Consider the following 15,148-nt stretch of genomic DNA (forward strand, 5'->3'; position numbering starts at 1 on the left):
GGCCTGGGGTAAACCGGGCCATACCGTGCCCGATTGTCGGCACGGCGTACAACAAGGTTCTTATCGTATGCTGATTCTGACCCGGAAACCGGGAGAAAGCCTTTATCTGGGCGATAATATCAAGCTGAAGATCCTGAATATTCAGGGGAAGCAGATCAAGATCGGCCTGGACGTACCCGATGACATGACTGTCTATCGGGAAGAGGTGTATTTGAAGATCAAGGAACAGAACCGGCAGGCACTGGAAAGTTCCCAGCAGGACCTGCTCGCGGCGGCGACATTATGGCTAGAGAAAGAAAGCAAGTAATCCAGACGCGTCTCGGTGAACGCGAAATCAGCACCGACGCGATCGTATATTTTCCCCGTGGGCTGGTGGGCCTTGAGGACAAGCGCGAGTATGTGCTGCTTCAGGTTCGCGATGATTCGCCGTTCATGCTGCTGCAATGTGTGACAGATCCCGGTTTGGGGCTGCTCGTTGCCGATCCGTACGTGTTCATCAAGGACTATGATGTGAAGCTGGACAAGGCGGAAAAGAAAATTCTGAAATTGTCCAATATCCGGCAGTTGGCCGTCCTGGTCACCGTGACCATCCCACAAGACAAGCCCGAAGACACAACGCTCAATCTTTCCGGCCCCATTTTGGTGAACACGGAAGAGAGGGTTGGTCTTCAGGCTCCGCAGATCGAATCCGGATACCCCGCCTGGTATCGGTTGTCGGACAAGAAAGAGTAGGGCCTAGCGGCTTACACAAGAAGGTCAAGGTCGTCACGGATGAGATTCGCGGCGGCCTTTTTTATGTCCGGCTGGTAGCTGTTGTTGCGGACCTGTTCCTTGAGCTCGTTCACCTTCTGGCGACGAATGTCCGAGGCTTCGGATGCCGTATGCAGCGCAGTGCTGCGCAGCTTGGCTTCCGAGGAAAAGGCGATGGTGTCGGACTTTCCTTCAGACGTTGAAGCCTGAGAAGCCTTGTCGGCTGCGCCTCGGGTGTTTCCGTTGACCTTCTTCTTGTCATAGGGATTGATTTCCCCAAGCAGGTTTTTGATTTCCATAGCCATTTGTCTTCCCTCCCACGGGTGGGGGTGAGGCTAGAGCATTGTTGCATCAACTCTGGCCAGTGTTATCTTCCAAAGGCGTTGCATGACTTCCTGTCGTTCCGGGCCGGTGACTTCGTTCGGCCCGCCTTGAGCGTCATGCAGAATCTGAACGTCCATGCCGTCCAAAGGATATTCGAACACGTACTGTTTTCCGGTCTCATGTTCAAGTTGTTGCAGAATGCTTCCCACAACCGGGTTTTCCGTGTTGCTGACGATCAGGTTCTCTATGATTTCTCGTGCTATCCGTTCCACAAGTTCCCGCCTTTTGGCTTCTCGCGAAATGGTTACTTCATCCTGCGAACGCGAAAGTTTCAGTGCTCTTCGAAAGCGGGCAAGCCGCTTGGCACTGGTGAGCTGCTTCCCGTAAGTCTGCAGCATTTTTTGAACATTCGCAGGATTTGTCAAATCTTATTCTCCTTACCTTAAAAGAAAGATCGACGCTGGCCCTGAAAAACTTTAGGGTGTTTTCTAAAAAAAGTTAAAAAAAAGTAAAACGGGTCGTCAATTTTCGGCATATGCAGAGAAAAGGTTGAATATATCTTTGAATTTAACTACTCAGTGAATTCATGTCCAGACCCGTAGAAAAAGTGTTGGTGGTCACCAAACCGGAAACACCGGCAGCGCATTCGCTGTGCGCGGAACTTGTCGAATTCTTAAGCGAAAAGAATGTCAAAACCGTTGTTTGCGAAAACCGCAAAGGCCGTGACGGCTATCCGTTTGAACGGGATGGCAGCTTCCAGCTCGTGATTGTTCTCGGCGGAGACGGAACGCTTATCGGCGTTGCCCGGCGAATGCACCGTCTCGGTATTCCGTTGCTGGGAATCAATCTTGGCCGTGTGGGTTTTCTCACCCATCATTCGCCGGACGACTGGCGACCGGGGCTTGCCGACATTCTGGCTGGAAACTATGCTGTGGCTTCACGCATGGCCCTTGATTTTCGTGTCTTGCGTTCCGGGCGTTACGTGCATTCCGGCACGGTCATCAACGATCTGGTCATGGGGCGCGGGTCCTTGGCCCGTTTGGTGCGCCTGAGTGTATTGTATGAGGGCAGCGAAGTTGCGCAGTTGCGGTCTGACGGCCTGATCGTGTCCACGCCGTTCGGTTCCACCGCCTACTGTGTTTCCGCGGGCGGACCGTTGGTTCACCCGGACCTTTCCGCCTATTGCATTACGGCCATTTGCCCTTTTTTGAACCGTTTCAGCCCCCTGGTGCTGCCCACCGAACATCGGCTGGCCATCCGCGTGGAAGAGGGGGGCGATGTCAAGCTTACCGAGGACGGACAAAAGGGTTTTTCCCTGTGCACGGGCGACGTGGTGGAAATCGTTCGATCCCGGGACGGGTTTCTCATGGTTTCCGAACCGGCAACGCGGTATTTTGATAAATTGAAGAACAAGGGTTTCATCGCTGAGAGGTAGCCGTGGTCACAGACGCTTCATCGTTCGATTCCGTGCTGGACATCAACTATGGGATCGACCCGGAACTTGATGCCCTGCTGTTGCATCTGATGACCGAGAATCATCTGGAATACAGCATTGATCCCGGCAAGAACGCTTCCAGGGAACAGATCCGGTTCATGGTCGCCATGGAGAACAATGAGTTCTATGCCCCGTGCTCGGACTGGATGTTCCTGCAATTGCTCAAGCCCGGGCTTCCGGACCAGTTGCTTGCCGAATACATTCAGCAATGGAAGATGTTCATACGCCTGGCCCGCGAGCATTGCACGGACCGGTATATCCGCCGCCGTTTCGTGGGGCTTTGTCGCCATAAGTTCCGCATGGCGCTGGCTTCGCCCATAGTTATACCTTCCAGGCTCATGAAGCGTATGATCACCATTCTCATGACCCAGAGCGGTATAGACGACCCGTATGCCGAGATTCGGCGCGGCCTGAACCGCAGGGCCGGCGAGGTTGTGGAAGGGCAGGCCTTTGACGCGGCCATCAACGCCTGCCGGGAATCGCATCCGGGTTGTACGCGTATCGACGATCTGCGTTTCAGCATCAATATGCTTGAGATCGAACGACTCATGCGCATTTCCACGGCTACTGACGCCTGGGAGGAGAGCCAGTTCTGTGAAAGTGAACTCAGGGCCTGCGGCATCGAACAGGAAATGGATGCGACGCCACGCGAGTTCGACGGGGTGGCCGAGGCTTTGCGAGGTCAGGGTGACGGGCCGCTCAAGATTCTCATGCTGCCCAAACGTTCCGGCGGTCTCATGTTCGACATCAGGCTCATACGCTCGCTGTTGCGCATGGGGCACAAGGTGGTGCTGGCTCTCAAGGAGGGCTTTTATTTCGACCATCCCACATTCTGGGATCGGGACGGCGATCCTGTGCTGGACAAAGCCTTGCACGATGCCCATTTCGTAGCCGAGGACCGTCTTTCGAAAAACGAACTGCTGTCCATCATGCGGGAATATCCGTTCGTGGTCATTTCCGACGGTACGCGCGAACGCATAAATCCCTATCGCACCAGCGTGACTTTTGCCCGGGCCTGGAAGGAGTGCGATTTGATCCTGGCCAAGGGCGAAGGCAAGTACCGACGTTTCATTCAGACCAGTCACACCTTCACCCGCGACATCATCTGCTATTTCCGGGATGAACAGGGTTCTTTTCACCTGCACTTCAAGCCCAAGGCCGAATGGGTCAGCAAGTTCAGCGAGAACTACATACGCGGCAAGGCCGAGTCCATCATTTCCAAAATGCGCCAGGCCCGAAACGACGGCAGGACCGTGATCTTCTATTCCGGCATCATTGGCAGCGTTCCCGGGCAGGTGGATATGGCCATCAAGGTCATGACCACCTTCGTGGCCGACCTGCGCACGTGGCTGGATTCCGTTTTCATCATCAATCCGGCGGAACATTTTGAAGAAGGCATGGATGCGGACGACCTCATGTTCATGTGGGAAATGGTGCAGCGCAGCGGGTACATAAACATCTGGCGGTTCCAGAGTCATTCGGATATTGAAAGGTCCTTCGACCTCATGGGGGCCAAGGTGCCGCCGGTCTGGGCGGGCAAGGATGCCACCTATTCCACCGGGTGCACCAAGGAGATGCATATCGCCCTGGACGTTCAGCGCAGGCAACCGGAGTTGCAGATTATCGGTCCCAGCCCGGAAAAGTTTTTCCGGCGCAGGGAATACGGAGTCGGAAAATTCTGTGACGTGGCCATTGACAAGTGCGACTGAGCTTTGCCGAAATCCGTTGATGAAAAGAGACGATCCGTGTTTTTGAAACGCTTACATTTTCTTTTGCCCTGCCTTGTTTGTGCGGGGTACCTCGTGATTGCCGGGTGCGCCCTGTACCGTGCTCCCGAGCCGGAGCAGGACATTGTGTGTCCGCCGCTGGAAAGGGTTTCCCCCCGGCAGTCCGCCCTGTTTCCCGAATCCGTGCCACCCATGACCTCCCCGGTGGCAAAGAGCGCGTTTCTGCCGCTCAAGGGCAATGAGCGTCTTTTGCAGAGCATCCGGCTGAACCTGAGCAGTCAGGGGTTGCATTCATGGACCTCGCTGGAGACTCCGCTTCGCCGCAGTCTGGAGTACGTGTCCAGACAGCCTCCCAAAAAGGCGGCCCTGACCGCCAACGGCGTGAGTCTGAGTTGGGAGCAGGTGCGACGCAGCATTGAGGAATTGTTGAGCCTTTTGCCCCGGCTGGATCGCGAGCCCGAGTTGCTGGGCCGCCGCTTCATGTGGTTTGGTCTCAACCCCGGGCCAATGATGACCGGATATTTTACCCCGGAGATCGAAGCCAGCCTGACGCGCAGGCCCGGTTATGAATATCCTATTTACGGGGTTCCCGGAGACCTGAAATGGGGCAAGCTCCAGGGCTCGTCGCGGACCCGGTATTATCGCGTTGAAAACGGACGCGTTCTTCCCTACTATGACCGCCGCGCCGTGGATGTGGAACATGTGCTCAAAGGGCGCGGATGCGAGATCGCCTGGGCGCGCGATCCCGTTGATGTTTTTTATTTGCAGGTGGAGGGCTGTGGCCGTTTGCGCCTGCCGGACGGCAGTGTCCGCAACGTGCTCTACGGAGCCAAGAACGGGCATCCGTTCAAGAGCCTCGGGCGTATCCTGCACGAGAAGGGATATCTTCCGGCCCATCGGCTGGGCAAGGAGGACGTGCGGGTCTGCCTGCGCAAGCACCCGGACAAGATGTTCGAGTTCATGGCAGAGAATCGCAGCTACGTTTTTTTCCGCCTTGCGGATGCGCCGCCCGAGGGCGCCATGGGCAAGCCCCTCACGCCCATGGTTTCCATTGCCACGGACCGCCACGTGCTGCCGCTGGGCAGTGTGCTGGCCTTTGATGCGGAAATACCGGACCAGAAAGTGCGCAACGGCGTGCGCGGCAAACGCCGCGTGACGGGCATCGGACTTGCGCAGGATACAGGCACGGCCATCCGCGGCGCGCATGTGGATTTCTATGTTGGCGAGGGGTACAAGGTGGAGCCTGTGGCCTCCCGCATTCGCACGAAAGTGGCTCTTTATTTGTTGGTAAGCAAGGATGCATTGAAAAATGGCTGATCAAATGACATTCGATCGCATTCGCACGGCCCTTGGAGATTGCATGGCGCATCAGATGCGCTCGGTCATGGACTGGCATTTTGGCGAACCCGTGTATGACGACCCGGACGAGGCCCCGGAGCTGGAAGGCATTTCGGGCCTGCGCGAGCTTTCCGCGCGGCTGCACTGGGTGAATTTTCGCATGTGGCACCTTGAGGACCGCGCCCGCAGGCGTGATCTGGATGCCTCGGTCATTGCCGAGTGCAAGTATGCCTACGACCGCCTGAATCAGGTGCGCAACGCTTTGACCGAACGTCTGGACGAATGCCTTTGGTCCATGATGGAACCGCTGCTGCCGGAACAGGCCGGGTCGAACATGGCTACTGAAACCGTAGGCTGCGTGTTGGGACGACTGTCCGTGGAAGCTTTGCGCATTTATCATTTGAAAGAGCAGGCCCGCCGCAGGGACGTTGACCACGGCCATGTGAATGCCTGCACCGGCATGTGCGCCGATGTGGAGGCCCAGCGCGAGGCCGTGGGCAGAGCTGTGCTCGGGTTGATCGACCAGTATGAGGCCGGAACCCTGAGGCCGGCCGTGCACAGATTTTTCAAGATGTACAACGACCCGGACCTGAATCCGGAATTATACAAGAACAAGCAGGAGTAATCCGAGCATGTCCCGCTACGAGACCGTCATCGGGCTTGAAGTCCACGCCCAGTTGAAGACCAAGACCAAGATTTTCTGCAACTGTTCGACCACCTTCGGCAACGATCCCAACGAGAACGTTTGCCCCGTGTGTTCGGGCATGCCCGGCGTGCTGCCGGTGATGAATGCCAAAGTGGCGGAATATGCCGCGAAAATGGGCATGGCCACCAATTGCGAGATCAATCGCAAGTCCGTGTTCGCGCGCAAGAACTATTTTTATCCGGACCTGCCCAAGGGCTATCAGATCTCCCAGTTCGAGCTGCCCATCTGCGAGCACGGGCATGTGGATATCGAGGTGGACGGCGTTGCCAAGCGGATCGGCCTGACCCGTATCCACATGGAAGAGGACGCGGGCAAGAATATCCATTCCGCTGCCGAGAACGCCAGCTTCGTGGACCTGAACCGCACGGGCGTGCCGCTCATCGAGATCGTTTCCGAGCCGGATATGCGCAGCGCGGCCGAGGCCGTGGCCTATCTCAAGGAGCTGCGCGCCATCCTGTTGTATCTGGGCATCTGCGATGGCAACCTTGAAGAGGGCAGCTTCCGTTGCGATGCCAACATTTCCATCCGTCCCGTGGGCCAGGAAGAGTTCGGCACACGCGCCGAGCTCAAGAACCTGAACTCGTTCCGCAACGTGCAGCGGGCCATTGAATACGAAGTGGGTCGCCAGACCGACCTTGTGGAAGATGGCGAGGAAGTGGTGCAGGAAACCCGCCTGTACAATCCGGACAAGAACATCACCGCGTCCATGCGCGGCAAGGAAGAGGCGCACGATTACCGCTACTTTCCGGACCCGGACCTTGTGCCGCTGGTGCTGGAAGAGGCGTGGCTGGAAAAGTGGGAATCCGAACTGCCGGAACTCCCGGCCGCCAAAAAGGCCCGTTTTTTGAACGATTTCAATCTGTCCGAAGACGATGCCGCGCTTATCGCCTCGGAACTGGCCGTTGCCGAGTATTTCGAGGCCGCTGCCAAGGCCTACGCGGGCGAGGCAAAAAAGGTGGGCAACTGGATCATCGGCGAACTGCTGCCGTATCTGCACGACGACGGCGTTGCCGTGGCCGACTGCAAACTGACGCCCGAATCCCTTGCCTCGCTGGTGCGCCTTGTGGACGACGGCACCATTTCCAACAAGATCGGCAAGAACGTTTTCCGCGACCTGTGCGAATCCGGCGACGACCCGGAGGAGCACGTCAAGGCCAAGGGATTGGTGCAGGTTTCCGACACTTCTGCGCTGGAATCCGTGGTGGACGAGGTACTGGCCGAGAACCCGGGCGAGGTGGAAGCCTTCAAGGGTGGCAAGAAGAAGCTCATGAGTTTCTTCATGGGCCAGATCATGCGCAAGACCAAGGGGCAGGCCAACCCCGGCGTGGTCACCCAGCTTATCCAGAAAAAATTGTCCTGACAGGGCGGGGAAGAATCAAGCGGTTCTTCCCCGACTTTTTTTCAACGCGGCCCCGCTTCGGTGGTGCGCCGCTTCAGGGGAGAGCATACATGACCGAACATATTCAATTTTCATCGGAAAAGGACGCCCTTGTCCTGCTGGACCAGCGTTACCTGCCGGGCCGCGAGGACTGGTTCGACTGCAAGACCACCGAAGACATCTGCTTTGCGCTGGTGGTCATGGTGGTGCGCGGTGCGCCCGCCATCGGCGTGACCGCCGCCTACGGCTGCTATCTGGCCGCCCGCGAGGCCCAAGGCATGGACGGGGACTGGAAAGAGAACCTGCGCGGTCTGCTGGACAAGATTGAGAACGCCCGCCCCACGGCCGTGAACCTGCGTTGGGCCGTGCGCGAAATGCGTGGCATCTGGGATGCCGCCGGAGACGTTTCCCTTGAGGATCTGTGCTCCACATGGCTGGCGCGCGCCAAGGAAATCCACGCGGGCGACATCAGGATGTGCGAACTGATCGGCAAGTTCGGCGGCGAGCTCATGGACGACGGCGACACGGTCATGACCCACTGCAATGCCGGAGCTTTGGCCACGGCCGGGTACGGCACGGCGCTGGGCGTGATTCGCGGGGCTGTGGATCAGGGCAAGAAGATCAAGGTCATTGCCAACGAGACACGCCCGTTCCTGCAGGGAGCGCGGCTGACAGCCTATGAGCTGCACCGCGACGGCATCGAGGTCAAAGTGGCCTGCGACAACGCCTGCGCCCTGCTCATGAAAAAGGGGCTGGTGGACAAGGTGGTTGTGGGCGCGGACCGCATTGCGGCCAACGGCGATGCCGTGAACAAGATCGGAACTTATGGCGTGGCCCTGCTGGCCCGTGAATTCGGCATTCCCTTTTACGTGGCCGCTCCGGTCTATACCATCGACCCGGAAACGCCCACCGGCGACGATGTGCCCATTGAGGACCGCGATCCGCGCGAAGTCACGCACGTGGGCGATCACCAGATCACCCCGGACGGCGTGGAGGTTTACAATCTGGCCTTTGACCCCACGCCCAACGAACTCATTGCCGGAATCATTACGGAAAAGGGCGTGCTCACCGCGCCTTACGACGAGGCCATTGCCGAGCTGTTCCGGTAGAAAATCGGGCCTTCGCGTTCATATTCGGGCCGGAACACGGCAATGGACTCGACAACCGAAAGCAATTACGATAATCACCGCGCCTTCCGCCCATGGTTGGCGCGGTGAGAATTTTCTTACAACAGTTGTACGACATACCGCCTTCTTTTGTTCGGTCACGGCCTTGCCGTGATGGTGCGGGGAAGGTGCGGGGAAGGGTGATTGGACATCATTTCCACGGGTGTCTTTTCATTGTTTTTCGCAAACGGAGGCTTCATGCTCCCCATCGTTGCCCTGATCGGCCGCCCCAATGTGGGCAAATCAACATTGTTCAATCGCCTGTTGCGACGTTCGCAGGCCATTACCCACGACATGCCCGGCGTTACCCGCGACCGCATCTACGGCGAATGCACGCTCAAGGATGTGCAGTTTTCGTTGGTGGATACCGGCGGTATGGTGCTGGAAAGCGAGGCCATTCCCGAGCTTTCCAAGGATTTCGAGGACGAGATTTTCGAGCAGGCCCGTGAGGCCCTTGAAGAAGCGCACGCCATCATCTTCGTGGTGGACGGCAAGTCCGGCCTGACTCCGCTGGACATGCAGGCCGCCGAATACATTCGCAGAAGCGACAAGCCCGTGCTCATGCTGGTCAACAAGGTGGACGGTTACGAGACCGAGGCCGAAGCCCTTGGCGATTTCTACCGGCTCGGACTGGAGATGATGCCTGTTTCCGCGGCGCACGGCTACAACCTGCCCGAGGTGCGCGACACGGTGCGGCGCATGGTCCGCGACCTGAACCTGCCCGAAGAGCAGGACGACGGCATTGACCGGGGCCTGCGGGTCTCCATGCTCGGCAGGCCCAACGCGGGCAAGTCCAGCATGGTCAACGCGCTCATGGGCAAGGACAGACTCATCGTCAGCGATGTGGCCGGGACCACCCGTGACAGCATCGACGTGACCGCGGAAATTCGCGGCAAACGCTATACGTTCGTGGACACGGCCGGGGTACGCAGGCGGGCCAACATCACCGACTCGCTGGAGCGTCTCAGCGTGTTGCGTGCGCTCAAGAACAGCCGCCGTTCCGAGGTGACCATTCTGGTCATCGACGCCACGCTGGGCGTGGGGCGTCAGGACAAGCGGCTCATCGAATTTTTGGCCCGCGAAAAGGTGCCTTTCCTTGTGGCCGTGAACAAGATCGACCTCGTGGACCGCGACGAAACCGATTTTGTCATGCGCGGGTTCGAGCATGAATTGCGCATCGTGCCGCATGTGCCGGTCATCAAGACCTCCACGCTCAAGGGCGTGGGTCTGAAAAAGCTGCTTCCCGCTGCCGAGAAGATCGTGCAGGAAGGCAAGACCCGCGTGGGCACCGGCGAACTGAACCGGGCCATGCATCTGGCCATCCAGAAGCACCAGCCCCCGGTGGTCAAACGCCGCCGCGCCAAATTCTTCTACATGACGCAGGCCGGGGACGAGAACGTGCTGACCTTCGTGTTTTTCGTCAACGACCATACCCTGATCAAGTCGTCCTACGAGCGGTATCTGGAAAACCAGTTGCGCAAGATGTTTTCCATTGCGGGCGCGCCCATCAACCTGATCTTCCGTTCCAGCCACGACAAGAAGGAATGGGAGAAGCGCAGGGGCATCTCGGCCATCGGCAAGGCCGGGCCGGGCAAGGACCTTGGATCGGCCAAGAAACGGTCCCACGTGAAGATTCAGGAAAAAGTTCGTCGCGACCATTGGGAAAAGCGACAGCAGCAGGAAAAAACACGGAAAAAATAGGGCGGAAGCACGGACCACCTTGACATCCAAGGTGTGACGATGTAGACGCTTTTTCCTTGGCGCGTAACAAACGCCGACAAGCGGAGAAGTGGCCGAGCTGGCTGAAGGCGCACGCCTGCTAAGCGTGTAATGGGGAAACTCATTCGGGGGTTCAAATCCCCCCTTCTCCGCCATATTTCGAAAGGGCTTGCGATGAAAATCGCAAGCCCTTTTGGTATTTGTGGTACGCCCTTTTTGCCTTGTCATGCGTGCCCTCATGCGTGCTAATGCGTGAAATTAGCGTGTGTAGCCCTAGTATTTCCTACCTTTTTGTCCTGTTATTGCAGACAATATCAAAGGCTGTTTGCGGTGTTGTAGATCTTATTGTATAGGGTATTGTAAATATTGGAGCACGCTTCGCATAAGGAGATTCGATGAGCACGCAGTTATTCTCTCTTAGGTACGCTGGCACTGCCATTGTAAATGGTGAGATGGAGGCAAAAGATGTGGCCCCAGCTATTGATGCTATCGGGGCAGTTTTCGCTGAAGCAAGTAAGGTGCTGACAGATAATCAAGTTTCCTCTTCAATTCGGATCAGGAGTGCGATTAAAAAAAAGTCAATTGACTTGGGGTTTATCGCTGAAATTATCGAAAAGGCACAACCATTAATTGATTTGGCGGTAGATGATCCAGGGTTTACCGCTAAAATGCTGTGGAAGAGTATTAAGGGAGCTACAAAAGCTCTTAAGTGGCTTAAAGGGCGAAGGTATCAAACTGAAAAAAAGGGCAATGAAGTTGTAATTCGAACACCTGATGGAGATGAAAGGACAGTTGATTCTAGCGTTGTTGTTTTGCTCAAAAATTTTAAGATTAGAGCCTTGCTTTACAAAATAATTGGTCGCCCCTTGGAAAGTGATGGGATTGATACCTCATCTATTTCGGGCGAAGGTGAGGAGCCCATAACCGTTACCAAGAAAGAAGCAGAGTATTATTATCCGCCACCACCTAGTGATGAGGATATTTTAGAAGATGAGAGGGAGGAATTTTTAACTGTTGTTACCCCCCAGTTTGAAGAGAAGTATAAGTGGAGGTTTTCTGATGGGAGAACAACTTTCAACGCAACGGTTAAAGATGGTGTGTTCCAAAAAAGGATTTCGGAGAGCAAGGAACTTTTTGGAAAAGGGAGCATTCTTGCCGTTCGGTTGAGGGTCATCCAGCGAATAGAAAAAGGGACTCTTAAGACTGATTATGAAGTACTTAGAGTTAAGCGCCATACTCCGCCCCAGCAACAGGGGTCATTGTTCGATGAGCACTAGAGCGGAATTTTTAGGATGCGTGCTTCATGCGTGCTAAGCCTCTCAGAAGTAGGTCTTTGAGCTCAGCTCTGCGCATTTTGAATCTTGTAATGATCTAAAATCACGCTATTTATACATTCTCAGTGTTGTAGGTTATTCCTGCTAAGCGTGTAATGGGGAAACTCATTCGGGGGTTCAAATCCCCCCCTTCTCCGCCATATATTTCAAAAGGGCTTGCGATGAAGATCGCAAGCCCTTTTTTGGGACCGCATATGCTGAGCTATTTTGAAGGAAATGGACAGTTAAACCCTAAGTCTCGGAGTCTTTTAGCAGCTCCTGTTTTACCGCCGGAAAATTCTTTCCATGTTAAAAGCGGTTTGTGGGGAAATTGATATTTGTAAGCAGCACCTACGATGGCTTTTGAATCATAACGTTTGTTCTTGTAGATCAAGAAGTATTCTTTTGTTTTTCCAAAGCCGTATTTTTTAAGAAATTCTTTTCTGCCGATTTTATCGTATTCCTCAATGGCTTTTTCTACAGCTTTTGAGTCTGTAAGGTCCCGTAATGACATGCTAATTCTCCTTTATGTTGGCCGTATTTATTGATTAAATCAGAATATATATTAAATGATGAAATAAGTCTTTATTGTATGCTTTGTTTATTTTTTGTTTCCCCACCCCGCGCCGATAGGCGCGGAGAAAGGATTCTCAAGGCCCATGGCCTTGAGCCGCCGGAGGCGAAATCATCCATCCCATTCCGCTGCAGGCGGAATCCTCTTTTTCCCAATAAAAAAAGGCCCCTTTCGGGGCCTTTGTCATGACATATGTCGGGCATGGGTTTTAGTGCATACTGGTGATCAACCCGTGCAGCTGGTGGAAGGAGTCTTCCACGTCCTGTACGTTTTTTTCGGATTGCTGCATGGCCAGATGCGTTTCCTCGGCAATGGCTCCCACTTCGGCGGCTGTCTGGGCTATCTGCTCAGTGGCTGCGGATTGCTGTTCGGCCGCCGTGGCAATGCTGTCGATCATGGCGCTGGTGGTTTCGGCCATGGTTGCGATTTCCGCAAGAGCCGCGTCGGTTTGTTTTGAGCTGGTCACGCTTTGGGTGGCCTCGGCGTCGATATTGGCAATGGAATCCGTGCACTTGTGGGTTCCGCGCTGGATGGCGGCTATGGCCTGTTCCACTTCACTGGTGGCGGTCATGGTTTTTTCCGCGAGTTTGCGTACTTCGTCCGCCACAACAGAGAAACCGCGTCCGGCTTCTCCTGCACGGGCCGCTTCAATGGCCGCGTTCAGGGCCAGCAGGTTGGTCTGGTCCGCGATGTCGTTGATGATCTCGATGACGCTGCCGATGCCTTCGGCCTGTTTGTTCAGTTGGTCCAGATCGTTTTGCATCACCGCCACCTGTTCCTGCAACGCCAGTATGGACTGCATGGAGTTGCGCACAACGTTTACGCCGTCGTCGGCCTTTTGGCGCGTATCCTGCGCGTTGCGGGCCGTTTCTGCGGTGTTGCGCGCGATCTCCTGAATGGTGGCGCTGAGTTCGTCCACGGCGGTCACGGTTTCCAGCAGACGTCCCTTTTGCTGCTCGGTTCGCTGGCTGGAGGTTGCCAGATCATTGGTCAGCGTGCGCACGATGGTTTCGGTGCCGGACGAGACCTGTTTGGCCTGATACGCGGCCTCTTCGATGCGGTTCTTTTGTCCCTCGATGGCCCTTTGGCGTTTTTTCAGCTCGGTGACGTCGTTCCAGAAGGTGATGCCGCCGAGGATGTTGCCGCCGACATCGCGAACAATGTCCACGTCGATGAGCATTTCAAAGGCTTCGCCCTTGGAGTTGGTGTAGTCGAGGGGCAGATTGTGGCGGGGCTGGCCGTCCGCAAGAACGTCTTCCAGCACCACGTGGCGGGTCTTGTCTGAGAATAGAAATTCGGCCACGCCCATGCCCTTGTAATCGTCCGGTTTTCCGGAACGGCCCGTTGTTGCCAGCATGCTCTGGCTGCACGTGTGCATCTTAAGTTCGGTGTCCACCACGGCAAAGGGATTGCGGATGCCGTCAAGAATGCCTTGGGTAAAGGCTTTTTCCTCCCGCAGCCGTCCGATCATGTGCACGGTCATGTTGCGCAGGGTTTCGGCAAGCACGCCGATTTCATCCTTGCGGCGCAGGGTGAGTTCCGAGTCCGTGTTGCCCTGTTCGATATCACGGGCGTAGCGTACCACCTGAGCCAGCGGCCGGGTCACCAGATAGCGGGTCAGCAGATAGAGCGCTCCGGCCAGAACCAGCAACAGAACGCCACCGCCGTAGCCGAGGAGCCGGGCGAAATCGTCGGCTTCGGCAATGATTTCCTTTTGGTCCTGCGCGGCGCAGAGCGTCCAGTCGTGCATGATGTTTTGGGCCGGGATGTTCACGTTGCGGCAAAGATACCGAATCGTGTGGCCTTTGCTGTCCGTTTCGGTGAATTGCGTGTCCTTGTTGACGATGCGTTTGAGGTAATCACCTTGCCCAGCATTGGTGTTCAGGATGTTTCTTTTGTCCTTGTGGGCTATGAACATGCCCCGGTCGTCCACGAAAAAGATGTGGCCGGTTTTGCCGATGCGGGTCTTCTTGATGAACATGTCGGTAAAGTAGTCCATCTGCGGTGCAAGAATGACCGTGCCCACATGCCTGCCCGCGTCATATACCGGAGCCGCGATCACGAATATGGGATTACCGCGCAGAAGGCTGGGGTAGACCTGGCTGATGAAATACGCTTTTCCTTCACGCGAGGCCTTGATGTAGCTCAGTTGGATGCCGCCCTTGCCGATGGTTTTACCATTCACCGTGTCCGAGAAGAATGTGCCGTCTTTCACGGTTTTCATTTTCCCGCCGGAAAAAAGGGTGACGGCATTTCCGTCCGGCGTGTGCACGGCCAGCGGGATGTTTTCATAATAGCCGTATATATCGTGGATTTTTTGCAGGTATTGCTGCGCCGTCGCCACAACCGCCGTATCCGTGGGGTGTGCACAGGCCGCAATGACGTCCGCGTTGTGGGCCAGCTGTCGTGCCAGCTTGGTTTGCCCGTCGATCCATTCCTCCAGCGCGAGGGAAATGTTTTTGAGGGTTGTTTGGGTGCTGGCCGCGCTTTTGCTTTTTTCGTTTTGCACCTGCGTGCCGTGCAGGTAGAACCCGAAAGCGGTCATGACCGTAAAGAGCAGGACAAAGACACAGGCGATGTACCGTGCCGCCAGTTTTTGAAACAGCTTGCTTTTCATGTGGTTATCCTCCCGATTGTCCGGTGGTGTTTCCGGTTTGC

Annotated in this window: 14 protein-coding genes and 1 tRNA gene; 11 read left to right on the plus strand and 4 right to left on the minus strand. The window is 55.9% G+C overall.

Annotated features, from left to right (window positions below; all coding sequences use genetic code 11):
* Positions 1-67: 67 nt before the first annotated feature.
* Both csrA and fliW read left to right on the plus strand, forming a co-directional pair.
* Positions 68-307, plus strand: coding sequence for a carbon storage regulator CsrA (gene csrA / locus F8A88_RS13450; protein WP_151151695.1), 240 nt, complete (start codon positions 68-70; stop codon positions 305-307).
* The gene (fliW, locus tag F8A88_RS13455; RefSeq protein ID WP_151151696.1) at positions 283-732 is read left to right on the plus strand and encodes a flagellar assembly protein FliW; all 450 of its coding nucleotides are present in this window, start codon (positions 283-285) and stop codon (positions 730-732) included. Before csrA ends, fliW begins: the two co-directional genes overlap by 25 nt.
* 11 nt (positions 733-743) lie before the next feature.
* Here the strand turns inward: fliW and F8A88_RS13460 are convergent, their stop codons facing one another.
* Together F8A88_RS13460 and F8A88_RS13465 are read right to left on the minus strand one after the other, a co-directional pair.
* On the minus strand, positions 744-1,055 hold the full coding sequence (locus F8A88_RS13460) for a flagellar biosynthesis anti-sigma factor FlgM (protein WP_241667462.1): 312 nt from the start codon (positions 1,053-1,055) through the stop codon (positions 744-746).
* A 30-nt stretch (positions 1,056-1,085) separates the two neighbouring features.
* Positions 1,086-1,499 (minus strand): DVU0524 family FlgM-associated protein, encoded by a 414-nt coding sequence (locus F8A88_RS13465; protein ID WP_338325294.1) that lies wholly within the window; start codon positions 1,497-1,499, stop codon positions 1,086-1,088.
* A 161-nt stretch (positions 1,500-1,660) separates the two neighbouring features.
* Between F8A88_RS13465 and F8A88_RS13470 the strand changes: the two genes are divergently transcribed.
* The 9 genes from F8A88_RS13470 to F8A88_RS13510 all read left to right on the plus strand — a co-directional run bounded on the left by F8A88_RS13470 (position 1,661) and on the right by F8A88_RS13510 (position 11,880).
* A complete protein-coding gene (locus tag F8A88_RS13470) occupies positions 1,661-2,509 on the plus strand; it encodes an NAD(+)/NADH kinase (RefSeq protein ID WP_151151698.1) in 849 nt (282 codons plus the stop codon).
* A gap of 2 nt (positions 2,510-2,511) precedes the next feature.
* Positions 2,512-4,278 carry an ARMT1-like domain-containing protein gene (locus tag F8A88_RS13475; RefSeq protein ID WP_151151699.1) on the plus strand — a complete coding sequence of 589 codons (1,767 nt, stop codon included), beginning with the start codon at positions 2,512-2,514 and terminating at the stop codon, positions 4,276-4,278.
* A 93-nt stretch (positions 4,279-4,371) separates the two neighbouring features.
* On the plus strand, positions 4,372-5,613 hold the full coding sequence (locus tag F8A88_RS13480) for an MltA domain-containing protein (RefSeq protein WP_241667463.1): 1,242 nt from the start codon (positions 4,372-4,374) through the stop codon (positions 5,611-5,613).
* Between the two features lie 43 nt (positions 5,614-5,656).
* Positions 5,657-6,259: a DUF4254 domain-containing protein gene (locus F8A88_RS13485; protein WP_241667464.1), complete on the plus strand. Its 603-nt coding sequence runs from the start codon at positions 5,657-5,659 to the stop codon at positions 6,257-6,259.
* A 7-nt stretch (positions 6,260-6,266) separates the two neighbouring features.
* A complete protein-coding gene (gene gatB, locus F8A88_RS13490; protein ID WP_151151701.1) occupies positions 6,267-7,700 on the plus strand; it encodes an Asp-tRNA(Asn)/Glu-tRNA(Gln) amidotransferase subunit GatB in 1,434 nt (477 codons plus the stop codon).
* Positions 7,701-7,789: 89 nt separating this feature from the next.
* A complete protein-coding gene (mtnA, locus tag F8A88_RS13495; protein ID WP_151151702.1) occupies positions 7,790-8,827 on the plus strand; it encodes an S-methyl-5-thioribose-1-phosphate isomerase in 1,038 nt (345 codons plus the stop codon).
* Positions 8,828-9,082: 255 nt separating this feature from the next.
* Entirely contained in the window at positions 9,083-10,585 is a 1,503-nt protein-coding gene (der, locus tag F8A88_RS13500; RefSeq protein ID WP_151151703.1) for a ribosome biogenesis GTPase Der, read from the plus strand.
* 82 nt (positions 10,586-10,667) lie between these two features.
* Positions 10,668-10,758 (plus strand) — tRNA-Ser (locus F8A88_RS13505).
* 240 nt (positions 10,759-10,998) lie between these two features.
* Positions 10,999-11,880: an LAPAL motif-containing putative phage structural protein gene (locus F8A88_RS13510; protein WP_151151704.1), complete on the plus strand. Its 882-nt coding sequence runs from the start codon at positions 10,999-11,001 to the stop codon at positions 11,878-11,880.
* A 259-nt stretch (positions 11,881-12,139) separates the two neighbouring features.
* On the opposite strand, the gene F8A88_RS13515 is transcribed toward F8A88_RS13510, so the two are convergent.
* Positions 12,140-12,430 carry a ScoMcrA-related endonuclease gene (locus tag F8A88_RS13515; protein WP_151151705.1) on the minus strand — a complete coding sequence of 97 codons (291 nt, stop codon included), beginning with the start codon at positions 12,428-12,430 and terminating at the stop codon, positions 12,140-12,142.
* 268 nt (positions 12,431-12,698) lie between these two features.
* A complete protein-coding gene (locus F8A88_RS13520; RefSeq protein WP_151151706.1) occupies positions 12,699-15,107 on the minus strand; it encodes a methyl-accepting chemotaxis protein in 2,409 nt (802 codons plus the stop codon).
* Positions 15,108-15,148 lie beyond the last annotated feature (41 nt).

It is taken from the genome of Pseudodesulfovibrio senegalensis, from assembly GCF_008830225.1.
Lineage (GTDB): Bacteria > Desulfobacterota > Desulfovibrionia > Desulfovibrionales > Desulfovibrionaceae > Pseudodesulfovibrio > Pseudodesulfovibrio senegalensis.

Bases quoted from the DNA above. Each gene is read 5' to 3' on its own strand.
- csrA (WP_151151695.1), top strand. From the start codon at position 68: ATGCTGATTCTGACCCGGAAACCGGGAGAAAGCCTTTATCTGGGCGAT.
- gatB (WP_151151701.1), top strand. From the start codon at position 6,267: ATGTCCCGCTACGAGACCGTCATCGGGCTTGAAGTCCACGCCCAGTTG.
- F8A88_RS13515 (WP_151151705.1), bottom strand. From the start codon at position 12,430: ATGTCATTACGGGACCTTACAGACTCAAAAGCTGTAGAAAAAGCCATT.
- F8A88_RS13470 (WP_151151698.1), top strand. From the start codon at position 1,661: ATGTCCAGACCCGTAGAAAAAGTGTTGGTGGTCACCAAACCGGAAACA.
- der (WP_151151703.1), top strand. From the start codon at position 9,083: ATGCTCCCCATCGTTGCCCTGATCGGCCGCCCCAATGTGGGCAAATCA.
- F8A88_RS13510 (WP_151151704.1), top strand. From the start codon at position 10,999: ATGAGCACGCAGTTATTCTCTCTTAGGTACGCTGGCACTGCCATTGTA.
- mtnA (WP_151151702.1), top strand. From the start codon at position 7,790: ATGACCGAACATATTCAATTTTCATCGGAAAAGGACGCCCTTGTCCTG.
- F8A88_RS13520 (WP_151151706.1), bottom strand. From the start codon at position 15,107: ATGAAAAGCAAGCTGTTTCAAAAACTGGCGGCACGGTACATCGCCTGT.
- F8A88_RS13460 (WP_241667462.1), bottom strand. From the start codon at position 1,055: ATGGCTATGGAAATCAAAAACCTGCTTGGGGAAATCAATCCCTATGAC.
- F8A88_RS13485 (WP_241667464.1), top strand. From the start codon at position 5,657: ATGGCGCATCAGATGCGCTCGGTCATGGACTGGCATTTTGGCGAACCC.
- fliW (WP_151151696.1), top strand. From the start codon at position 283: ATGGCTAGAGAAAGAAAGCAAGTAATCCAGACGCGTCTCGGTGAACGC.